This is a genomic window from Kitasatospora sp. NPDC056181 (assembly GCF_042266225.1).
In the GTDB taxonomy this organism is placed as follows: Bacteria; Actinomycetota; Actinomycetes; order Streptomycetales; family Streptomycetaceae; genus Kitasatospora.
This window is the reverse complement of record NZ_JBHJUK010000004.1, coordinates 87,970-109,634: the sequence shown is the minus strand read 5'-3', so window position 1 is coordinate 109,634 and position 21,665 is coordinate 87,970. Positions and strand designations below refer to the sequence as shown.

At 76.1% G+C, this 21,665-nt stretch carries 14 protein-coding genes; 9 read left to right on the top strand and 5 right to left on the bottom strand.

Going from position 1 to position 21,665, the window contains the following annotated elements:
• Window positions 1-2 precede the first annotated feature (2 nt).
• Complete coding sequence (locus ACFC1F_RS03400; protein WP_148641946.1) at window positions 3-227, top strand: phosphopantetheine-binding protein; 225 nt, start codon at window positions 3-5, stop codon at window positions 225-227.
• Window positions 227-1,129, top strand: a complete 903-nt coding sequence (locus tag ACFC1F_RS03395) for an AMP-binding protein (RefSeq protein ID WP_376155326.1) — start codon at window positions 227-229, stop codon at window positions 1,127-1,129. The genes ACFC1F_RS03400 and ACFC1F_RS03395 overlap by 1 nt, the downstream gene beginning before the upstream one ends.
• 52 nt (window positions 1,130-1,181) lie before the next feature.
• Here ACFC1F_RS03395 and ACFC1F_RS03390 read toward each other — a convergent pair whose 3' ends face one another.
• A complete protein-coding gene (locus ACFC1F_RS03390) occupies window positions 1,182-2,450 on the bottom strand; it encodes a M20 family metallopeptidase (protein WP_376155324.1) in 1,269 nt (422 codons plus the stop codon).
• Between the two features lie 120 nt (window positions 2,451-2,570).
• Between ACFC1F_RS03390 and ACFC1F_RS03385 the strand changes: the two genes are divergently transcribed.
• The 4 genes from ACFC1F_RS03385 to ACFC1F_RS03370 all read left to right on the top strand — a co-directional run bounded on the left by ACFC1F_RS03385 (window position 2,571) and on the right by ACFC1F_RS03370 (window position 12,865).
• Window positions 2,571-9,935, top strand: a complete 7,365-nt coding sequence (locus ACFC1F_RS03385) for an amino acid adenylation domain-containing protein (RefSeq protein ID WP_376155322.1) — start codon at window positions 2,571-2,573, stop codon at window positions 9,933-9,935.
• Entirely contained in the window at window positions 9,928-10,125 is a 198-nt protein-coding gene (locus tag ACFC1F_RS03380) for an MbtH family protein (protein WP_148641942.1), read from the top strand. Before ACFC1F_RS03385 ends, ACFC1F_RS03380 begins: the two co-directional genes overlap by 8 nt.
• On the top strand, window positions 10,122-11,558 hold the full coding sequence (locus ACFC1F_RS03375; RefSeq protein ID WP_376155321.1) for a DHA2 family efflux MFS transporter permease subunit: 1,437 nt from the start codon (window positions 10,122-10,124) through the stop codon (window positions 11,556-11,558). Before ACFC1F_RS03380 ends, ACFC1F_RS03375 begins: the two co-directional genes overlap by 4 nt.
• A gap of 92 nt (window positions 11,559-11,650) precedes the next feature.
• Complete coding sequence (locus ACFC1F_RS03370; RefSeq protein WP_376155319.1) at window positions 11,651-12,865, top strand: hypothetical protein; 1,215 nt, start codon at window positions 11,651-11,653, stop codon at window positions 12,863-12,865.
• A 101-nt stretch (window positions 12,866-12,966) separates the two neighbouring features.
• Here ACFC1F_RS03370 and ACFC1F_RS03365 read toward each other — a convergent pair whose 3' ends face one another.
• The 4 genes from ACFC1F_RS03365 to fhuB form a co-directional block, all read right to left on the bottom strand.
• Complete coding sequence (locus tag ACFC1F_RS03365) at window positions 12,967-13,923, bottom strand: GNAT family N-acetyltransferase (RefSeq protein WP_376155317.1); 957 nt, start codon at window positions 13,921-13,923, stop codon at window positions 12,967-12,969.
• 210 nt (window positions 13,924-14,133) lie between these two features.
• A complete protein-coding gene (locus ACFC1F_RS03360) occupies window positions 14,134-14,466 on the bottom strand; it encodes a hypothetical protein (RefSeq protein WP_209409640.1) in 333 nt (110 codons plus the stop codon).
• A gap of 183 nt (window positions 14,467-14,649) precedes the next feature.
• Window positions 14,650-15,858: an enterochelin esterase gene (gene fes, locus ACFC1F_RS03355; protein WP_376155316.1), complete on the bottom strand. Its 1,209-nt coding sequence runs from the start codon at window positions 15,856-15,858 to the stop codon at window positions 14,650-14,652.
• A 20-nt stretch (window positions 15,859-15,878) separates the two neighbouring features.
• Window positions 15,879-18,044, bottom strand: coding sequence for a Fe(3+)-hydroxamate ABC transporter permease FhuB (gene fhuB / locus ACFC1F_RS03350; RefSeq protein ID WP_376155315.1), 2,166 nt, complete (start codon window positions 18,042-18,044; stop codon window positions 15,879-15,881).
• A gap of 254 nt (window positions 18,045-18,298) precedes the next feature.
• Here fhuB and ACFC1F_RS03345 point away from each other — a divergent pair, with 254 nt between their 5' ends.
• The 3 genes from ACFC1F_RS03345 (at window position 18,299) to ACFC1F_RS03335 (ending at window position 21,653) form a co-directional block, all read left to right on the top strand.
• The gene (locus ACFC1F_RS03345) at window positions 18,299-19,354 is read left to right on the top strand and encodes an ABC transporter substrate-binding protein (RefSeq protein ID WP_376155314.1); all 1,056 of its coding nucleotides are present in this window, start codon (window positions 18,299-18,301) and stop codon (window positions 19,352-19,354) included.
• A gap of 151 nt (window positions 19,355-19,505) precedes the next feature.
• On the top strand, window positions 19,506-20,360 hold the full coding sequence (locus ACFC1F_RS03340) for an ABC transporter ATP-binding protein (protein ID WP_376155312.1): 855 nt from the start codon (window positions 19,506-19,508) through the stop codon (window positions 20,358-20,360).
• 153 nt (window positions 20,361-20,513) lie between these two features.
• Entirely contained in the window at window positions 20,514-21,653 is a 1,140-nt protein-coding gene (locus tag ACFC1F_RS03335; protein ID WP_376155310.1) for a PQQ-dependent sugar dehydrogenase, read from the top strand.
• The last annotated feature ends 12 nt before the right edge of the window (window positions 21,654-21,665 follow it).

The window sequence follows — 21,665 nt, the reverse complement described above, 5'->3', positions numbered from 1 at the left end:
GCATGGCATTCACTGTGGAGCGCATCCGGGCCGAGGTCGCCGACCTGCTCGGCGAGGACCCGGCGGACATCCCGCTGGACGAGAACCTGGCCGACTGGGGCCTGGACTCGGTGCGGCTGATGGCGCTGGCCGAGCGGTGGCGGTCGGAGGGCGCGGACGTCGCCTTCCTGCAGCTCGCCGAGCGGCCGGCCGTCGAGGCCTGGGCCGAACTGCTGGGCGCGTCCTGATGGACCCGGCCGACGTCCTGACGGGGCCGGCCGACGCCCCGGCGCTGTGGCCGGACACCCGGAACCACTGGCCGGACCCCCGGAACCACTGGCCGGACGCCCCGGAACGCCGGCCCGACGCCCCGCCGGGGCCGGGCGGGGAGGCGGGCCGGCGGGCGAAGCGGCCGCCGACCACGGTGATCGGCCCGGTCGAGGCGCAGGCCGCCCGGACACCCGGTGCGCCCGCGCTGGTGCTGCCGGACGGTTCGGTGGTGTCCTACGGCGACCTGAACGCCGCCGCCAACCGGCTGTCACGGCACCTGGCGGGCCTCGGCGCCCGCCCCGGTACGGTCGTCGGCCTGGCGCTCACCCGCCCGGCCGAGGTCGTGCCGGCGCTGCTGGCGGTGGCCAAGTCCGGTGCGGCGTACCTGCCGCTGGACGCGGACGATGCGCCGGGCCGGAGGGCCTGGCTGCTGGCCGACGCCCGCCCGGTCTGCGTCCTGGGGGAGGGCGTGCCCGGCGCCGTCCGGCCCCAGGAGGGCGAGCTGGCCGCGGAGTTGGTCACCGACCCGCCCCGCGCACTGACCCCGCAGCACCCGCTCTGGCTGGCCTACGGCCCGGGCGGCCGCCCGGCGGGCGTCCCGGTGGCGCACGCCGAGGTGGACCGCCGGGTGCGCGCGCTGCAGGCCGCGTACGGGCTGGGGCCGGGCGACCGGATGCTGCAACTGGGGCTGCCGCTCTGGGAGTTCATCTGGCCGCTGCGGACCGGTGCGGCCCTGGTGCTGACCGACCCGGACCGGCCCGCCGAGGTCGGCGAGGTGGTCCGGGAGCTGGGCGTCACCGCACTGCGGGCGGCCCCGGCGGTGATCGGCGGCCTGCTGCCGGACCCGGGGCCGGTACACCTGACGCCGGGGGTGCTCTGACGCCGGGGCCCGGTCGACACCGGGGGGGGCGGGGCGGCCGGGCCCCGGCCCGTCACGCGCCGCGCCGCCCGGCGGCGAAGTCCGCCGCCGTCCACGCCATCGCGACCGCGCCGTCCAGGACGGCGCGGTCCGCCTCGGGCGAGACGGCGGCCTCGGCGAACGCCGCCTCGTGCGGGGCGCAGGCGCCGCCGGTGATGTCCAGCACCGGGTGGATGGCGGGCAGCACGTGCGAGACGTTGCCCATGTCCGTGCAGGCGAACGGTCCGCTCTCGACCGGTTGCGGCCGGCCGAGCGCGGCGGCGTTGGCCCGCCAGAGCGCGAGCAGTGCGGCGTCGCCGCGGAAGTCCAGGTAGTCCGGCTCGGGCCGGCCCAGCTCGACCTCGCAGCCGGTGGCCAGCGCGCCCGCCCGGAAGCAGGCCTCGACCCGTTCGCGCAGCTCCGCGAGGTCCTCGGCGGCCGAGGTGCGGATCTCGTACTCGGCGGTCGCGGTGTCCGGGATCAGGTTGGGCGCCGTGCCGGCGGCGGTGGTGATCCCGTGCACCCGCCAGTGCGGCGGCAGTTGCTGGCGCAGCAGCCCGAGCGCGACCTGCGCGACGGTCAGCGCGTCGGCGGCGTTGCGCCCGTCGTGCGGGTTCAGGCTGGGGTGGGCGGCGCGGCCGGAGTAGCGGACCGAGAGGGTGCCGAGCGCGAAGGAGCGGAAGTCGGCGACCTCGACCGGGCAGGGGTGGACCATCATCGCCGCGTCCACGCCCGCGAAGGCGCCGGCGTCGAGCAGCAGCGCCTTTCCGGCGCCGCGCTCCTCGGCGGGCGCGCCGATCACCCGGACGGTGAGTCCGAGCCGGTCGGCGTACGGGGCGAGCCCGAGTGCGGCGCCCAGGCCGGCGGCGGCGATCAGGTTGTGGCCGCAGGCGTGGCCGAGCCCGGGGAGGGCGTCGTACTCGCAGACGACGGCGACGGTGACCGGTCCGGTCCCGAGCGTCGCGGTGAACGCGGTCTCCAGGCCGTGGGCGGGCGCGGTGACCGCGTACCCGTGGCCGCGCAGCAGCTCGGCGCACCAGGCGGCCGCGCGGTGTTCCCCGAACGCGGTCTCGGGGTGGGCGTGGATGCGGCGGCTGAGCGCGAGCAGCTCGTCCCGGTGGGCGAGGACGCGGTCGCGGACCGCGGCCTTGAGGTGCTCCGCGGCGCCGGGGTGCTCCGCGGCCTTGAGGTGCTCCGCGGCGCCGGGGTGCTCCGCGGCGCCGGGGTGCTCCGCGGCGCCGGGGTGCTCCGCGGCCTTGAGGTGCTCCACGCCCGCCTCGGGGCTCGCGTTCAGGGGGGACATCGGCGCCTCCGGGGCGTCAGGGCCCGCAGCTCTGCGGGCTGTTGACCAGACGATATGTAGATAGCTTAGGCTAACCTAAGTAGGCGTTCCGTTCGCCGGACCCGAGGAGCTCTCAGAACCATGCGTCGCCACCAGGCCGCGTCCGTCCCCGCCGCCGTCCCCGCCGACGACGTGCCGCTGCTCGCCACCCAGGCGGCGATCTGGTACGCCCAGGCGCTCGACCCCGGCAGCCCGGTCTACAACACCGGCGACGCCGTCGAGATCACCGGCCCGCTCGACACCGACCTCTTCGAGGGCGCCCTGCGGCAGGCCCTCGACGAGGCCGAGGCCCTCACCGCCGTCGTCACCACCGGCGAGGACGGCGCCCCGCGCCAGCGCCTGCACCCCGGCCGCCCCTGGCCGCTGCACCGGCTCGACCTGCGCGCCGCCGCGGACCCGGACGCCGAGGCCGAGGCCTGGATGCGCGCCGACCTCGCCCGCCCGGTCGACCTCGCCGAGGGCCCGCTCTTCACCCAGGCCCTGATCCGGCTCGCCGACGACCGCCACTGGTGGTACCAGCGCGTCCACCACCTCGCCGTCGACGCCTACGCGCTCACCCTGATCGGCGGGCGGGTCGCCGAGCTGTACACGGCGTACGCCGACGGCGAGCAGCCCGCCGGCCGCACCTTCGCCACCCCGGCCGAGGTCGCCGCCGAGGAGGCCGCCTACCGTGCGGGCGCCGACCACGCGGCCGACCGCGAGTTCTGGCGCGAGCGGCTCGCCGGGGCCCAGGCCCCCGCCACCCTGCCCGGCGCCCCGTCCACCGCCGCCGGACCCACCCGCGAGAGCACCTCGCTGCCCGCCGGGACGCTCGCGAGGTTCGAGCGCGCCGCCGGCGCCGCCCGTGCCACCTGGGCCGAGCTGGTCATCGCCGCCACCGCCGGCTACCTGCACCGCCTCGCCGGCACCGAGGACGTCGTCCTCGGCCTGCCGCTCGCCAACCGCCGCGGCCCGGCCGCCCTGCGCACCCCGGTCGCCACCGCCAACGTGCTGCCGCTGCGCCTCGCCGTCCGCCCGTGGGACACCGCCGCCGAACTGCTGCGCCGCGTCGTCCTGGAGGTCCGCGCCGTCCGCCGCCACCAGCGCTACCCGCTGGAGGAACTCCGCCGCGACCTCGCGCTCACCGGCGGGCGGAGCGCCCTGTTCGGCCCGATGGTCAACATCAAGGCCTTCGAACGCGACCTCGACCTGGCCGGACTGCCCGGCACCGTCCGCAACCTCGCCGCCGGCCCGGTCGACGACCTCGCCCTCGCCGTCTCGCCCGGCCCCGACGGCGCCCTGCGCATCGGCCTGGAGGCCCACCCGGACCGCCAGGACGCCCACTCGCTCGCCGCACACCGCGACGGTCTGCTCCGCTACCTCGACGGCCTCGCCGACCTGCTGCTCACCGACCCGCAGACGCCGATCGCCCGGATCGACCTGCTCGGCGCCGACGCGGTGCACCGCGCCACCGCCGGACGCGACGAGCCCGCCGTCACCGCAACCCTGCCCGCCCTCTTCGCCGCACAGGCCGCCCGGACGCCCGGCGCCGTCGCCCTGCGCAGCGGCGGAACCACCCTGACCTTCGCCGGGCTGGACGCCGCGAGCAACCGCCTCGCGCAGCACCTGGCCGCGCTCGGCGTCCACGACGGGACGCCCGTCGCGCTCGCCCTGCCGCGCAGCGCCGACACCGTGACCGCCATGCTCGCGGTGCTCAAGGCCGGCGGCGCCTGCCTCTCGCTCGACCTCGCCCACCCCCGGCAGCGGATCGCCGACATCCTGGACGACACCCGGCCGGTCTGCGCCGTCGGCACCGCCGAGGCCCTCGCCGCCCTGCCCGGAGCCGGGACGCGGCCCGCGGTCGTGCTGGACGACCCGGCCGTGCGCGAGGCGATCGCCGCACTGCCGGGGGAGCGGGCCCTCCCCGAGCCGGACCCCGGCCGGACCGCCTACCTGCTGCACACCTCCGGCTCCACCGGCCGCCCCAAGGGCGTCGTGGTCACCCACGCCTCGCTCGCCAACCTGCACGCCGGCCACGGCGAGGACCACATCGCCCCCGCCGTCCGCCGCACCGGCCGCGAGCGGCTGCGCGTCGCCCACAGCGCGTCCTTCGCCTTCGACGCCTCCTGGGACCCGGTGCTCTGGATGGTCCACGGCCACGAACTGCACCTGCTCGACGACGACACCTACCGCGACCCGGCCGCCCTCGCCGGCTACGTCGACCGGGAGCGGATCGACTACCTCGACGTCACCCCCTCCTACCTCGAAGTCCTCCTCGCCGAAGGGCTGCTGGACGAGGACAGGCACCGCCCCGCACTGGTCGTGGTCGGCGGCGAGGCCACCCCGGACGCGCTCTGGCAGCGCCTCACCGCCGTCGAGGGCCTCACCCCGCTCAACCTCTACGGCCCCACCGAGACCACCGTCGACGCCTACTCCTGGACCCCCGGCCCGGACGGCGCCCCCGTCGGCCGGGTGGTCCGCGGCTCCCGCGCCTACGTCCTCGACGGCTCGCTGCGCCCCGCCCCCGACGGCGTGGCCGGCGAACTGTACGTGGCCGGCGCCTGCCTGGCCCGCGGCTACCTCGGCCGCCCCGACCTCACCGCCGAGCGCTTCCTCGCCGACCCGTTCGGCCCGCCCGGAGGCCGGATGTACCGCACCGGCGACCTCGCCCGCCGCCGCGCCGACGGCACCCTGGAGTTCCTCGGCCGCGCCGACGACCAGGTGAAGATCCGCGGCTTCCGGATCGAGCCCGGCGAGATCGCCGCCGTCCTCGGCCAGCTCCCCTCCGTGGCCCAGTCCGTGGTGATCGCCCGGCCGGGACCGCACGGCCGGCGGCTGCTCGGCTACGCCGTCCCCGCGCCCGGCGCCGTCCTCGACCCGGACGCCCTGCGTGCCGCGCTCGCCGAGCGGCTGCCGGCGCACATGGTGCCCGCCGCCGTCCTCGTCCTGGACGAACTGCCGCGCACCGGCAACGACAAGCTCGACCACCGCGCCCTGCCCGAGCCGGCCGCCGGCGCGGCGCCCGGGGGTGACGCCGCCGCGACCCCCCAGGAGGAGGTCGTCTGCGGGCTGTTCGCGGCCGTCCTCGGCCTGCCCGAGGCCCCCGGCCGGTCCGCCTCCTTCTTCGACCTCGGCGGCCACTCCCTGCTGGCCGGCCGCCTCGCCGCCCGGCTCCGCGACACCCTCGGTGCCGCCGTCGGGTTCGCCGACGTCTTCCGCCGCCCCACCCCGGCCGCGCTCGCCGCCCTGCTGCGCGAGCGCTCGGCCCCCGAACCGCGCCCGGCCCTGCTGCCCGCCCCGCGCACCGAGCGGCTGCCGCTCTCGCCGGCCCAGCGCGGCCTCTGGTTCCTCCACCGGCTCGAAGGCCCCAGCCCCACCTACAACATCCCGCTGGCCCTCACCCTCACCGGACCGCTCGACCGCGACGCCCTCGCACACGCCGTCACCGACCTGGCCGCCCGGCACGAGATCCTGCGCGCCGTCCACCGCGAGGACGCCGACGGCGAGCCGTACCAGCAGGTGCCGCCGCCCGCCGCGGTGCCACTCCACGACGGGGGCCGGCTGGACGACGGGGAACCGCTGGCCCGGGCCGTCCGGTACGCGTTCGACCTCGCCGCCGAACCGCCCCTGCGGGCAACGCTGTTCACCGGGAAGGACGGCAGCCACACGCTGCTCCTGCTGCTCCACCACATCGCCGGCGACGGCGCCTCCACCACCCCGCTGGCCCGCGACCTGGCCGCCGCGTACTCCGCGCGCCTGGCCGGCCGCGCCCCCGAACTGCCGGTGCCGGAACTCCAGTTCGCCGACCACGTGGCCTGGCAGCGGCAGCTGCTCGGCACCGCCGGGGCGCCCAGCCCGCTCGCCGTCCGGCAGCTCGACCACTGGCGCAAGACCCTGGCCGGCCTGCCCGACCAGCTCGACCTGCCCACCGACCGCCCGCGCCCGGCCGTCGCCGGGCACCGGGGCGCCACCGTCCCGTTCGCCCTCGGCGCCGACGCCCACGCCGCCCTGGCCGCGCTCGCCCGCACCACCGGCACCAGCGTCTTCATGGCCGTCCAGGCCGGCCTCGCCGCGCTGCTCACCCGGCACGGCTGCGGCACCGACATCCCCGTCGGCACCCCCGTCGCCGGCCGGGACTCCGACGAAACCGCCTCCCTGGTCGGCTACTTCGTCAACTCGGTGGTCCTGCGCACCGACACCTCCGGCGACCCCGGCTTCCGCGAGCTGCTCGGCCGCGTCCGCACCGCCGTCCTCGGCGCCCACGACAACGCCGACCTGCCCTTCGACCGGCTGGTCGAGGAGCTCAACCCGCCGCGCTCGCTCGCCCGGCACCCGCTGTTCCAGGTCATGCTCGCCTGGCAGAGCGTCCCCGACGAGGAGTTCGCGCTCGGCGGCGGGCTCACCGCCCGGATCGCCGCCGTGCCGTCCGGCACCGCCAAGTTCGACCTCACCCTCAACGCGGGCGAACTGCGGGAAGGGGGCATCGCGGGCTTCCTGGAGTACCGCACCGACCTGTTCGACGCGGCCACTGTCGAGGCCCTCGCCGCGCGGCTCGCCCGGCTGCTCACCGCCGCCGCCACCGAGCCCGACACGCCGATCGGCCGGCTCCCGCTCATCAGTGCGCAGGAGCGCCACCGCGCCCTCGTCGAGTGGAACGGCGCCCCGGCCGCGGCCTCCGCCGCACCCGGCGCGGCTACGGAGGGCCCGGCCGTGGCGGGTCGCGCCCCCGCGACCGCGGCCCCCGGCGCCACGCTGCCCGAGCTGTTCGAGGCCGCGGCCCTCGCCAACCCCTCGTCGACGGCCGTGAGCTGCGACGGCGCCACCCTCGACTACGCCGGCCTCGCCGCCCGCGCCGACCGGCTGGCCCGCCTGCTGGCCGCCCGCGGAATCGGCCCCGGCACCATCGTCGCGCTCGCCCTGCCGCGCTCGCTCGAACTGGTCGTCGCGCTGCTCGCCGTCGCCAAGTCCGGCGCCGCCTACCTGCCGCTCGACCCGGACTACCCGGCCGACCGGCTCGCCTACATGCTGGCCGACGCAGCGCCCGCCGCACTGCTCACCGACACCGCCACCGCGCCCCGGCTGCCCGCCCACCAGGTGCCGCTGCTCCTGGTCGACGGACCGGAGGCGGCCGACCACCCCGCCACCCCGTTGGCCCAGCACGAACGCACCCGCCCGCTGCGCGCGGACGACGTCGCGTACGTCATCTACACCTCCGGCTCCACCGGCCGGCCCAAGGGCGTCCCCGTCACCCACCACAACGTGGTCCGCCTGTTCAGCGCCACCGACCACTGGTTCGGCTTCGGCGCGGACGACGTCTGGACGCTCTTCCACTCCTACGCCTTCGACTTCTCGGTCTGGGAGCTCTGGGGCGCCCTGCTGCACGGCGGCCGCCTGGTCGTCGTCCCGCACCTGGTCAGTCGCGACCCGGCGGCCTTCCTCGACCTGCTCGCCCGCGAGCGGGTCACCGTCCTCAACCAGACCCCGTCCGCCTTCTACCAGCTCAGCGCCGCCGACCGGGAACGCCCCGGCAGCGAACTCGCCCTGCGGTACGTGGTGTTCGGCGGCGAGGCGCTCGAACTGGGCCGCCTCGACGACTGGTACGAGCGGCACGCCGAGGACGCGCCCACCCTGGTCAACATGTACGGGATCACCGAGACCACCGTGCACGTCTCCCACATCGCCCTCGACCGGGCGAGCGCCGCCGCGGGCGCCGGCAGCACCATCGGCGTCAACATCCCCGACCTGCGGGTCTACGTCCTCGACCAGCACCTGGAGCCCGTACCGCCCGGCGTCACGGGCGAGATGTACGTGGCCGGCGCCGGCCTCGCCCGCGGCTACCTCGGGCGCCCCGCCCTCAGCGCCGAGCGCTTCGTCGCCGACCCCCACGCCGGACTGTTCGGCGAGAGCGGCACCCGGATGTACCGCTCCGGTGACCTCGCCCGCCGCCGCGCCGACGGCGTCCTGGAGTACTTCGGCCGCGCCGACCAGCAGGTCAAGATCCGCGGATTCCGGATCGAACTCGGCGAGGTCGAGGCCGTCCTGGCCGCCCACCCGGACGTCGCCGACGCCGCCGTGATCGTCCGCGAGGACGTGCCCGGCGACAAGCGGCTGGTCGGCTACGCGGTGCCGGCGCCGTCCACGGCCGACCTCACCGCCGAGCAACTGCGCGCCCACACCGCCGCCGGCCTGCCCGTCCACATGGTCCCGTCCGCCGTCGTCCTGCTGGAGAAGCTCCCGCTCACCGCCAACGGCAAGCTCGACCGCCGCGCCCTGCCCGTCCCCGACGCCCCGGCCACCGGTGGCGGCCGGCCCCCGGCGAACCCCCGCGAGCAGCAGCTCTGCGAACTCTTCGCCGAAGTGCTCGGCCTGCCGGAGGTCGGAGTCGAGGACGACTTCTTCGCCCTCGGCGGGCACTCGCTGCTCGTCGTCCGCCTCGCCGGCCGGATCCGCGCCGTCCTCGGCCTGGAGGTCGGCATCGGCACGCTCTTCCAGGCGCCGACCGTGGCCGCACTGGACGCCGCGCTCTCCGCCGGCGCCCCGGGCGCCGACGCGCTCGACGTCCTGCTGCCGCTGCGCCCGGCCGCCCCCGGCCGGCAGGCCCCGCTGTTCGCCGTCCACCCCGCCGGCGGCCTCAGCTGGTGCTACACCGGACTGATTCGTCACCTCCCGGCCGACGTGCCGATCTACGGCCTCCAGGCCCAGGGCGTCGGCGCCGCCACGGCCGTCGAGCCGCTGCCGCGCACCCTGGAGGAGCTGGCCGCCCACTACGTGGGCCGGCTCCGCGAGGTCCAGCCGCAGGGCCCCTACCGCCTGCTCGGCTGGTCCACCGGCGGCATCATCGCCCACGCGATGGCCGTCCGCCTCCAGGAACTCGGCTGCGCCGTCGAGCTGTTGGCCGTCCTCGACGCCTACCCGGCGGAGGGGTTCCGCGACCTGCCGGTGCCCGACCAGGCGGAGGCCCTCGAAGCCCTGCTCACCATGGGCGGCTACGGTCCGGCGGACCTCGACGGCCGGCCGCTCGAACTCACCCACGTCACCGCACTGTTGCGCCGCGAGGGCAGCCCGCTGGCCGGCCTGGACGACGACACGGTCGAGGCGCTCAACCGGATCTACCTCAACACCAACCACCTGGTCCGCGGGTACGACCACCGCCGCTTCGACGGCGACGTGCTCTTCTTCCGGGCGACCGTCGACACCATCGACGAGACCCTGGTCCCCGAACTCTGGGCCCCCTACGTCGCCGGGCGGATCCACAACACCGACGTCGCCTGCTCCCACAAGGACATGACCCTGCCCGCCCCCGTCGAGCACATCGCGGGCGTGATCGCCGACCACCTCGCGGAGCTCTCGCGTGCCGCGGGCCCCGAGCGCCCTGAAGCCCCTTCGAACCCCGGCCGCCCCGACGACCCCGACGACCCCGCACACCCCGACGACCCCGCACACCTGGAGAACGCCACCCATGAGTGACGCCCCCGCCAACCCCTTCGACGGTGACGGCGAGTTCCTCGCCCTCGTCAACGACCAGGGCCAGCACTCCCTCTGGCCGTCCTTCGCCGCCGTACCGGACGGCTGGACCGTCGCCCACGGGCCGTGCGCCCGCGCCGTCGCACTGGACTGGATCACCGCCAACTGGACCGACCTGTGCCCGGTCCGGTGACCTCCACGGACGCGAACGCGCCCGTCGGCGCCGAGGCACCCGCGGCGCGCCCCCTGTTCGCGGGGCGCGTCGCGGTGGTCCTCGTCTACACGGCCGCGATGTGCATGAACGGCCTGGACTCGACCATCGTCAACCCGGCGCTCTTCACCATCGCCGAGGACTTCGGCCGGCCGGTCTCCGCGGCCAACGCGGTGGAGACCGCCTTCCTGGTCGGCCTCGCCGTCGGCCTCCCGGTGGCGGGCTGGCTGGGCGACCGGTTCGGGGTGAAGCGGGTCTTCCTCGGCTCGCTGGCCGCGTTCACGCTCGCCTCGGCCCTGTGCGCCGCCGCACCCGGCCTCGGCACGCTCGCCGCCGCCCGGGCCGTGCAGGGCGTGGCCGGAGGACTGCTCACCCCCGTCGGCATGACGCTGCTCTTCCGCGCCTTCGCGCCGCACGAGCGCGCCGGGCTCGGCAAGGTGCTGATCGTGCCGACCGCGCTGATGCCCGCCCTCGGGCCGCCGCTCGGCGGGTTCCTCACCGAACACCTCTCCTGGCACTGGCTGTTCCTGGTCAACGTGCCGATCGGGGTGGCGGCGGTGCTGACCGGCCTGGCCGGGCTGCGCGACGAGGGCGCGGAGACCGCCGGCCGGTTCGACACCGCGGGCTTCCTGCTCGCCACCCCCGGCCTCGGACTGCTCACCTACGCACTCGGCTTCGGCCCGGCGCACGGCTGGTCCTCCCCGGCGGTGGCGGCCGGCGGAGTGCTCGGCGTGCTGCTGCTCGGCCTCGCGGTCCGGCACCAACTGCGCGCCGACGAGCCGCTGGTGGACCTCCGGCTGCTGGCCGACCGGACCTTCGCAGCCGCCACCTGGCTCGCCCTGCTGACCTCCGCCGGGCTGATGGGCGCCCTGTTCGTCTTCCCGCTGCTCCACCAGGCCGCCCTCGGCGCCTCGGCGCTGGACGCCGGGCTGAGCGTCTTCCCGGAGGCGCTCGGCCTGATGGCCGCCTCCCAGGTGGTCGACCGGCTGCTGCCGCGGATCGGCCCACGCGGCCTCGCCGTTCCCGCGCTGCTCCTCGCCGCGCTGGTGCTGGCCGCGCTGGCCGTCCCGGGCGTCGGCGAGAACGCGTGGGCGGTGAGGGCGTTGATGTTCGGCGTCGGCCTGATCCTCGGTACCGCCGTGCTCACCCTGCAGATCGCCGGCTTCGCCGACGTGCCGCCGCCGGCGATGGGGCGGGCGATGGGCCTGTTCACCATCGTGCGCACCCTCGGCGGGGCCCTGGGCATCGCCGCCACCGCCGCCCTGATCGGCGCCCTCGCCGAGGACGGCACGCACACCGCCGAGCCCGGCCCCTTCCGCGCCGCGCTGCTCGTCACGGCGGGCGCGGTCGCCGCCGCCGCCCTGGTCGCGGCCCGCCTGCCGAAGGGGGTTCCGGCGCCACCGGCCATGAACTGATCGGTGCCGCACGATAGTTCGGACCGGAATCACCGGCATCCAGGGCCGTCGGGGTACTCACCCGGCGGCCCTCGGGGCAGTACAGTCCCCGTATGCGAAGCATCGAGACGCTTCTCACGGGGAACGGACAGGCCGACATCGCCGGGCTGCGCGAGGTCGACGCGGACGAACTCGCGCGGTACGTCGTGGACCGCGGGCACCCCTGGTGGCACCGCAGAGCGTGCGCGGTCGCGCTGGCCGGGCGGGTGCCGCAGCGGTGGGTGGCGGAGCTGCTCGCCCGCGTCGAGGACACCGGTGACGTGGCCGGGGTCCGCACCGCGCTCCTGGACCTCCTCGCCGACCGGGCGGAACTCCTGCCCTGGCTGTGGCACGAGGACCGGCGCCGCGACCGCTCGTTCGGCATGCCCGAGGCGATCCTCAAGGCCCGCGGAAGACTCGGGGACCTCACGGCCACGGAGGAGCTGGCCACCCTCGCGGCCAGCCCCTGGCCGCGCTGGCGGGAGGTCGGCGAAGCCGGGCTGGACGCGTTGACCGCCCGGTACGGGGCCGCGGTGGTCATGGCGGGCCTCGGCGACGGCCGGCCCGAGGACCGCGTCTTCCGGGTCCGCATGCGGCACCGCGCCGGCGAGGACGTGACCGATGCGCTCGCGGACCCGGACCGGGCGGTCGCGTACCTCGCCCAGTCGCTGCTGACCGACGCCGACCGGTTGCGCGGCCACCTCGGCGGGGCGCCGACGACCGAGGCCAAGCTCTGGGCGGCCTACGCCCTGCACCGCCTCACCGGCGACGCCGCCGAGACCCGGGCGGTCCACGAGTCGCTGGGGCGCCCCCGGGTCGAGGTCGCCGGCCTGGACGACGAACTCCGCCGGGCGATCGTGCACGAGTACGGGCACGGCTGTGAGCGGCAGAGCGATCCACGGTGGCGGATCGAGGCCCTCTGTACCGAGCCCCCGGTCCGCCTCGGACCGGACGGGCAGGACGAGCGGCTCCGGCGGGCAACGGCCGCGCTGACCGCGGCGGGCCTCGCACCGGAACCCCCGGTCCCGGCCGGCCGGCAAAGCCACCAGGGGAACGGCACCTACCACGTGATCGACTGCGCCGACGGAGAGCTGTTCATCAGCACCCTCGGACGGTTCGCCACCGGCGACGGCGACGACTGCGCGGCCCGCCGGGCCCTCGAACCGGCCGGCTTCCGCTGGATCGACGAGGCCACCGGCTCGATCCGGGTCACCGGCCTCTTCGTCTACTACTTCGGCAGGCGCGAGCCCCTCACCGTCGAGACCCTGCTGTTCCACTGGCAGGACTAGGACGGGCCGTCGGCCGTGCCGGCCCGTGGCCGTCTGTCACGCCGGCCCGGCTCCCCGGTCGCGTCGACCCGGGTCGGCGCGGGCCGATGACCGGTCACATGTCAGGATCCCGGCAGGTCCTTCACCAGGCGGTGGTGGCCGGTCTCCCAGCGGTAGCCGAGGGCCGTGTTGACGGCGATCATCGGGAGGTTGCCGGCCTCGACCTCGGTGCGCGCGGTCCGCACGCCGTGGGCGGCGAGACGGTGGGCGGCGTGCAGTTTCAGCGCCCGCGCCAGTCCGCGGGACCGCCAGGGGCGCAGGACGCCGGTGTAGTCGACGTGGCAGGTGAGCTGGTCGTCGGTGGCACGGACGGCGTTGACGCCGACGATGCGCCCCGCGAACTCGGCGGTGAACACCCAGTCCGGGCGGCACCCGTCGCCGGCCACCACCTCGGCGTACCAACGGTCGAAGTCGGGCAGTGCGTCGACGAACCCCGGGTTGTCGTCGAGCGTCTCGCGGTAGAGCTGGTACAGCTGGAGGGCCGGCCGGGGGGCCGAGGTGGCCGCGAGCGTGCCGAAGCGGATTCCCGGTGGCGGTGCGGCGGGCGGCAGCGCGCCCAGCCGGGCCGAGGCGCTGCGGACGTGTGCGTCGATCCGGTGGCCGCGGGCGACCAGGAGACGGAGGAGGTCCGCCCTGTCGTCGGGCAGTTCCCCGAGCAGCCGGCGCGCACCCGCACCGCGGGCCCACTGCTCCAGTGCGTCCGCCAGGGGCAGGAGGCGCGCGGTCGCCAGGCCGGCCGAGCCGACGACCAGCGAGGCCACATCGCCGGGCGGCGTCCACGGCGCCCGCCAGGCGGTGGCGAAGGCGAGGAGCTCCCCGTCGGCCCCGGGGGTCACCAGCCGGATCCGCCCGTAGCCGGTGAGCAGCCCGTCGGACGTGCTGAAGAGGCTGCCGGAGGGGGGTAGCCGGGCGTCCTGGGCGCGGAGTTCCTCGGCTGTGACCGGCCGCGCCCCGGTGGCGGACAGCAGCCCGGCCAGCGGCGGGTAGTCGGTGGAGGGTTGGAACGGACGGTAAGTCACAATGTGACATTGTACTAAGCTTCGTCGTGATCCCGCACGGGAACGGGGGATCCCGGGCGGGTGGCTTTCTGCGGGTGGCTTCCTGTGGGTGGCCCTGGGTGGCCCTGGGGTGGTTTCGTGCGGGCGGCCCCGGGGGTCCCGGGCAGGCGCCCCCCGGGGGTTCTCGGGGGTGCGCCGACGCCGGTGGGCCCGGACCCGCCGTCACGGGCCTCAGGGGAGGTCGATCCGCTCGGTCCTGTTCGCCCCGATCACCTCGATCCCCCTGGTCCCGAGGATGCCGTCGAGCGGCAGGGAGACGGTGTACGGCGCGGTGGCGGGCAGTCCGACGCCGTGCAGCGAGCCGACGACCTCGATGCCCCAGTAGTCCGGTCGCTGGATGTAGACCAGCGGTGACAGGCGGACCGTCATGTTCAGGTAGGGCATGACCCCGTTGACGACGAGGATGAAGGTGCCGGGGACGATCCCCGGGACGGCCTTCGCCTCGTCGAAGTCGATGATGCGCACGGACTCCGGCGCCGGCCGATCCGTGTAGTTCTCCGCCACGATCAGTCCTTTCGTCGCTGTGACGTCACCCGTCACCTCGTCGACGCAGGCTAGCTGACGATCGCCCACGAACCGTGTGTCCAACACGCCCGTGCCCGTTGGTGTGGTGGGGCCGGGGCGGTGGGGCCGGGGCGGCGCGGTGGGGCCGGGCCCGGGCCCAGGGCGTCGCGCCGGCCCCGGCCCTCACTCCCTTGCGGCCGTCTGCCGGCCGGTCCGGTCCCCGCCCCGGGGCGCACCCAGCAGGTGGGACAGGCCGTCCGCCAGGCCGCCGCGCCAACAGGCGTAGTCGTGGCCGCCGTTGAACTCGCGGTACTCGACGTCGTAGCCGCGCGCGACCAGCACGTCCCGCAGGTGGCGGTTCTGCGGGAGCAGCATCCACTCCTGGAGTCCGACCTCCAGGTAGAACCGCGCCGCCCGCCGTTCCCCGGTCGCGAACTGGCGGGTCAGCCATTCGCTCCCGGCGTCGAACTCCGTCCCGTCAGGCCACCAGAACGAGCCCGACTGCGACAGTGCGCCGCCGAACCGCTCCGGCCGCCGGAACGCGGCGAACGCGGCCGTCAGCCCGCCGGCGCTCTGGCCGGCGACGACCGTGCGGTCGGGCGTGAGCGCCGTGCCGTACCCGGCGGCGGCCCAGGGCAGCAGCCGGTCGGCGAGGAAGTCCACGAAGCCGGGGTTGCAGCTCAGGTCGTCCGGGCGGCCCGGGCCCATGGTGTGGACGAGCAGGGCGACGGCCGGCGGGACCGCCCCGTCCGCCACGAGGTTGTCGAGGGTGTCGCCGACGGACAGCACCTCGCCCCACATCTCCCCGTCCAGCAGGACGAGCACCGGGTACGGTCCGCCGTCCGCGCGGTGCCCGGCGGGAAGGAGGACGTCCACCCGTCGGCCGTCGACCTCCGCCGCCACCGTCCGTCCGCGCGGTACGCCGTCGCGTCGCTCGGCGTACGGCTGCGCCGGGGCGTCGGGAAGCGCGAGGACGGAGGACGGGTGCCGGCCGTCGCGGGCGGGCAGTCGCGGGCCGTGGGCGAGCGGGTCGGGCCGGGCGCCGTCCAGGACCCGGAGCCAGTCGGCGCGCGCCGTGCCGGGGACGGTCCCGTGGACGGGGTACAGCTGGTACGAGGCCCGGTGGTCGGCGCGCAGCCGGTAGGTGAGCGACCAGCCTCCGGGTCGACGCTCCATCAAGTGCGGGGTGAGGTTGCCCGCGTGCCGGTCCTTGTCGGTCACGGTGTGCACTAGTGCGAGCACGCCGTCGCACGGGTCGTCCGGGTCGTCCCGGTGGACGAAGGTGACCAGCCGGTGGGCCGGGTCGTCCGGGTCGGGCTCGACCAGCGGCGCACCCTCCGCTGCCACCCGGTCCCAGAACCCGTCCTGGGACGGGCCGAGTTCACTCTGCATGTCGATGACTCCTCGAATATCTAGGCGGGGTTGCCCTTGCGGCCGAGCAGGACCCAGAGCAAGAAGGGGCCGCCGAGGACGGTGGTGACGATGCCGACCGGGATCTCGACGCCGCCGATCAGCACCCGGCCGAGCGTGTCGGCGAGCACCACCAGCACCGCCCCGGCCAGCGCCGATCCGAGCACCGGCACCCGCGCGGGCCCGGCGAGGCGGCCGGCGATCACCGGGGCGGCGAGCGCCACGAAACCGACCGGTCCGCAGACCCCGACGGCGAGCCCGGCCAGCGCGACGGCCAGCAGCAGGCAGGCGAGGCGGACCCTGGCCGGGTCGACGCCCAGCGAGGACGCCACGTTGTCGTCGAACCGCAGCACCGCCAGCCGGCGGGCGACGACCAGCGCCAACGGCACCAGCACCGCGAGCCCGATCAGCACCGGCGTGGCCACCGCGTAGTCGCGCCCGTTGAGCGAGCCGGAGGTCCAGACGAACAGCGAGCCCGCCGAGTTGAGCGAGCGGCGGGCCATCGCCACCTGGATGAGCGCCGAGGCGAGCGCCGACATGGCCAGGCCGACGACCAGGACCCGGTACCCGCGTGCGCCGAGGCCGCCGGAGACGAGCGTGACCACCAGGACCGCCGCCAGCGCGCCGAGCGGCCCGGCCCACCAGGCGCCGAACGTGCCCGAGGCGGTGACGGAGAACAGGACGGCGGCCGTGGCACCGTCGTTGACGCCGAGCAGTTCGGGAGTGGCGAGCCGGTTGCGGGCGAGCGTCTGGGTGAGGCAGCCGGCCAGGCCGAGCGCGGCGCCGGCGGCCAGGCCCGCGACGATCCGGCCGAGGCGGAACTTCTGCACCAGCAGCACGTCGAGCCGGTCGCCGTAGCCGAAGACGGCCTGGAAGGTGCGGCCCAGGCCGAGTTCGCTCTGCCCGGCGTGCGCGGAGACCACCACGGCGGCGAGCAGGGCGGCGGCCAGGCCGAGCGCGGCCAGTGCGGACCGGCGGGGGAGCAGCAGGGAGAGCGCGCCGCGCCGCAGGACCAGGTCGGGCCCGGGGGTCCTGGCCTCCCCGTGCGCGGAGGAGGACCCGGTCGGCTCGGTGTCGGTCATGCCGAGCGCGGCCATCGTCCGGGAGCGGACGATGGCGATCAGCGTGGGTGCGCCGACCAGGGCGACGATGACCGAGACCGGTGCCTCGAATGGCCGGGCCACCACCCGGGCGAGGACGTCCGCGCCGGTCAGCACCGCCGCGCCGACCAGGCCGGCGAGCAGGGTGAGCCGCCCGACCCTGGGGCCGGCGACCGCGCGGGCGAGGAAGCCGGCCAGCAGGCCGAGGAAGGAGATCGGGCCGGCCAGTGCCACCGCCGAGGCGGTGAGCAGGGTGACGGCCGTGGCGACCGCCGCCCGCGTCGCGCCGGGGCGGTGGCCGAGGCCGCGGGCCAGGTCGTCGCCGAGCGCCAGTGCGGCGAGCGGGCGGGTGGTGAACGCGGCGACCAGGAAGCCCGCGCCGAGCACGGGGGCGAGCTGGCGCAGCGTGGTCCAGCCCTCGACCCCGGCCAGCGAGCCGAGCACCCAGACCCGGTACCGGTCGTACGCCTCGGGGGAGTTGACGATCAGAACGCCGGTGAGGCCGCCGAAGGTGGCGCCGACGGCCGAACCGCCGAGCACCAGCCGCATCGGCGAACCGCCGCCCCGGCTGCCGGCGATCAGCAGGACGAGGGCGCTGGCGAGCACGGCGCCGCCGAAGGCGAAGGCGAGGTAGCCGTAGGAGGTCTGCACGCCGAGCACGGCGATGCCGACGACCACGCCGAGCGAGGCCCCCGCGTTGACCCCGAGCAGGCCCGTCTCGGCGAGCGGGTTGCGGGTGACGCACTGGAGTTGGGCCCCGGCCACCCCGAGCGCGGCACCGACCAGGAGGGCGGTGAGGGTGCGGGGCAGGCGCAGGTCGCCCACGACCAGGGCGAGCCGGCCGTCGCTGCGGGCGCCGCCGCGGTCGAGCAGGTAGTCGAGCACCCGGGTCGGCCCGATCTCGCCGGCGCCGACGGACAGCGAGAGCGCGGTGAGCGCGAGCAGGGCCGCGACGATGCCGCCGACGGTGAGCCAGGTGGTGCGGCGGACCGGTGCGGGCGGCGGCGGGACCTCGGCGGCGGGGCCGGTGCGGGCCTGCTCGGAGGCACCCACTTGCGACAATGTCATAAGGTAAGGCTAACCTAATGGTCATTGCGGCTCGATGGCCGCCCGGGCCCGTGCTGTACCACCGTGGCCCGGGCCCGCCGTCCGCAACGGCCCTCAGTCACACCCGTTTTCACCGTCGCACCCGTTTCACCGTCACACCGTTCAACCGTCACGCCCGTCTTCACCGTCACGCCCGTTTCATCGCTCGTCCCGACCGACCGCTTTGACGGCCCCGCCCCTACCGCCGTCTGCAACACCGCTGCCCGGAGGCACACATGTCGACCGCCCAGAGCCCGCTCCATCTCGCCCGCCACCGGGCGGTCCAGGCGCTGGCCGCCACCGGCGCGGCCGCGCTCCTGCTCACCGGCTGCGGCTCGTCCGGCTCCTCCGACAAGGGCTCCGCCGACAAGGGCTCCGCCGACAAGGGCGGGGCGTCCGCCTCCGGCGCCCCCGCCGCGGACGCGGCCGGCGGCGGCAGCGGCGGCAAGCGGACCGTCAAGGACGCCACCGGCAAGGCCGTTGAGATCCCCGCCGAGCCCAAGCGGATCGTCACCCTCACCCAGGAGGACCTGGACGCGGTGCTCGCCCTCGGCGTCAAGCCGGTCGGCATCACCAACGGCCAGGGCCTCAACGAGCCGCCCGCCTACCTCAAGGACAAGGTCCAGGGCGTCCCGGTCGTCGGCAACCTGCTCCAGCCCGTCATGGACAAGGTGATCGCCGCCAAGCCCGACCTGATCCTGGCCGGGGACATGCAGGACGAGCAGATGCTCAAGCAGCTGCGCGAGATCACCCCGGCGACGCTGGTCACCATGGCCCCGACCGACGAATGGAAGCTCTCCTTCCGCGGCATCGGGAACGCCGTCAACAAGCTGGACCAGGCCAACAAGGTCATCGCCGACTACGACGCCAAGGCCGCCAAGGCCGGCGGCGAGCTGGGAGCGAACAAGGGCGCCGCCGTCTCCATCGTCCGCTGGAACCCGACCGGGCCGAGCTGGATGGAGAAGAAGCAGTTCGCCAGCGGTGTCGCCCTCGACATGGGCCTGACCCGCCCGAAGACCCAGGACAAGGACGGCAACGCGCACACCCCGGCGCTCAGCCTGGAGAAGATCAACGAGATCGACGGCGACTGGCTGTTCCTCTCCACCCTCACCGACGACGGCAAGGCGGCGCTGAAGGACGTCCAGTCGAAGCCCGCCTACCAGGAGCTGGGCGCGGTGAAGAACAGCCACACCGTCACCGTGGACGGCTCGGTCTGGTCCACCCGTGGCGGTCCGCTCGCCGCCGACGTGGTCATCGGTGACATCGGCAAGGCGCTCGGCGCCAAGTCCTGAGGCGGGGGACACCCGGGGTAGGGCGCCCGGCCTGCGGTGTCCGTCGCAGGGGTCCCGTCTGCGCCGTCCCGGAACCCGCCGTCCCGGAACCCGCGGTCCCGGAACCCGCCGTCCCGGCAACCGATGTCCGATCCAACCGAAGGAGCGCTCCATGGAGTTGACGGTCGAGGGCCTCACGGCCGGCTACGGCCCCGGGCGTCCGGTGCTGAGCGGCGTCGACCTCACCCTTCCCGCCGGGCGGGTGGTGGCGATCGTCGGCCCGAACGGCTGCGGCAAGTCCACCCTGCTGCGGTCCGTCGCCCGGCTCCACCGGCCCGACGCCGGGCGGGTGCTGGTCGGCGGGGAGGACGTCTGGCGGCTGCGCCCCCGGCAGGCCGCGCACCGGGTGGCGCTGCTCCCGCAGAGCCCGCAGGCGCCCGAGGCGGTCACCGTGGCCGGGCTCGTCCGCTACGGACGCCACCCGCACCAGGGCCTCTTCCGCCAGTGGTCGGCGGACGACGAGCGGCTCACCGCCGAGGCGCTGCGGGCCACCGGGGTCGACGCGTTCGCCGACCGCAGGCTGGACCGCCTCTCCGGCGGCCAGCGCCAACGCTGCTGGTTGGCCATGGTGTTGGCGCAGGACACGCCCGTCGTCCTGCTGGACGAGCCCACCAGTGCGCTCGACCTCGGGCACGCGGTCGAGGTGCTGGAGCTGGTCCGCACGGTCGCGGCGGGCGGGCGCACCGTCGTCATGGTGCTGCACGACCTCGCGGCGGCGGCCCGGTACGCGGACATCGTCGTCGCGCTGCGCGACGGCAAGGTGGTGGCCTGCGGGGCGCCGCGCGAGGTGGTGGACGCGCCGTTGGTGCGGGCGCTGTACGACATCGACAGCGACGTGCTGGCGGCACCCGGGGACGGCGCGCCCGTGATCGTGCCGCGGGCGGGAACGCGGACCGGTGCGGCTACGGGTGCGGGTGCGGGGGCCGGCGTGGGGCCGGCGCAGGGGGTGCGGGCGGCCGCGGGCTGAACGGCCACGGGCCGTCCGCCGTGCCGTCGCCCGCCGTGCCGTCGCCCGCTGTGCCGCCGTCCGCCGCCCGGCGGGTTGCGGTCCGGGCGGCGGGTGCGTGTGGTCTGCTGGGGGCGCCGCATCCGCACCCGCCGCGCTCCGGGAGGCCCACCGGTGTTCCGTCGTTCCGCCGCCGTGTCGCTCGCCCTGCTGCTCGGGCCGGTCGCGGCCGTGAGCTGTTCCTCCGCCACCGGCCCCACGGGGGCGCCCTCGAACCTCGCCACCTCCGCCTCCTCACCGCTCCCCGCCGGGTCGGCCTCCGCCTCGGCCCCGGTGGTCCGGGCGACCGTCACCGACGGGCTGCAGTCGCCGTGGGGCCTGGTGGTGCTGCCCGACGGGGACCTCCTCGTCTCCGAGCGGGACAGCGGGCGGATCTTCCGCGTCTCCGCGAAGGACGGCACCCGGACGGAGGCCGGCACCGTGCCCGGCGTGGTGGCGGGCGGCGAGGGCGGCCTGCTCGGCCTCGCCCTGTCACCCGGCTACCCCGCCGACCACCTGGTCTACGCCTACCTCAGCACCGACGCCGACAACCGCATCGTCCGCTTCCCGTACGACCCCGCCCAACCCGCCACCCGGCAACTGGGCGACCCGGCCGTTTTGTTGACGGGCATTCCGCGCGGCCCCCGGCACAACGGCGGCCGGATCGCGTTCGGCCCGGACGGCCTGCTCTACGCGGGCACCGGCGACAGCAGCAATCCCGCTCTCGCCCAGGACAAGGGCTCGCTGGGCGGCAAGATCCTCCGGCTGGCCCCCGACGGCACCCCGGCCCCCGGCAATCCCTTTCCCGGCTCGCCCGTCTACTCCTACGGCCACCGCAACGTCCAGGGGCTCGCCTGGGACCCCCAGGGCCGGCTCTGGGCGTCCGAGTTCGGCCAGGACAACTGGGACGAGCTGAACCTGATCCGGCCCGGCGCCAACTACGGCTGGCCCGTGGTGGAGGGCATCGGCAACCGCCCCGAGTTCACCGACCCGGTCGTCCAGTGGCGCCCCTCGGAGGCGTCGCCGAGCGGCATCGCCTACGCCGACGGAGCCGTCTGGGTGGCCGCCCTGCGCGGCACCCGGCTGTGGCGCGTCCCGCTCGACGGCGACCGCCTCGCCGCCGCGCCGCAGGAGTTCCTCACCGGCGCCTACGGCCGCCTGCGCACCGTCGTCGCGGACCGGGACGGCACCCTGCTGCTGGTCACCAGCAACACCGACGGCGCCGGCGACCCCCACCCGGGCGACGACCGCATCCTGCGCCTCTCGTTGCCGTAGTGGCGCAGGCCG

Excerpts from the sequence above, each read along its gene's own strand:
- ACFC1F_RS03400 (WP_148641946.1), top strand. The coding sequence starts at position 3 with ATGGCATTCACTGTGGAGCGCATCCGGGCCGAGGTCGCCGACCTGCTC.
- ACFC1F_RS03395 (WP_376155326.1), top strand. The coding sequence starts at position 227 with ATGGACCCGGCCGACGTCCTGACGGGGCCGGCCGACGCCCCGGCGCTG.
- ACFC1F_RS03390 (WP_376155324.1), bottom strand. The coding sequence starts at position 2,450 with ATGTCCCCCCTGAACGCGAGCCCCGAGGCGGGCGTGGAGCACCTCAAG.
- ACFC1F_RS03385 (WP_376155322.1), top strand. The coding sequence starts at position 2,571 with ATGCGTCGCCACCAGGCCGCGTCCGTCCCCGCCGCCGTCCCCGCCGAC.
- ACFC1F_RS03380 (WP_148641942.1), top strand. The coding sequence starts at position 9,928 with ATGAGTGACGCCCCCGCCAACCCCTTCGACGGTGACGGCGAGTTCCTC.
- ACFC1F_RS03370 (WP_376155319.1), top strand. The coding sequence starts at position 11,651 with ATGCGAAGCATCGAGACGCTTCTCACGGGGAACGGACAGGCCGACATC.
- fes (WP_376155316.1), bottom strand. The coding sequence starts at position 15,858 with ATGCAGAGTGAACTCGGCCCGTCCCAGGACGGGTTCTGGGACCGGGTG.
- fhuB (WP_376155315.1), bottom strand. The coding sequence starts at position 18,044 with ATGACATTGTCGCAAGTGGGTGCCTCCGAGCAGGCCCGCACCGGCCCC.
- ACFC1F_RS03345 (WP_376155314.1), top strand. The coding sequence starts at position 18,299 with ATGTCGACCGCCCAGAGCCCGCTCCATCTCGCCCGCCACCGGGCGGTC.
- ACFC1F_RS03340 (WP_376155312.1), top strand. The coding sequence starts at position 19,506 with ATGGAGTTGACGGTCGAGGGCCTCACGGCCGGCTACGGCCCCGGGCGT.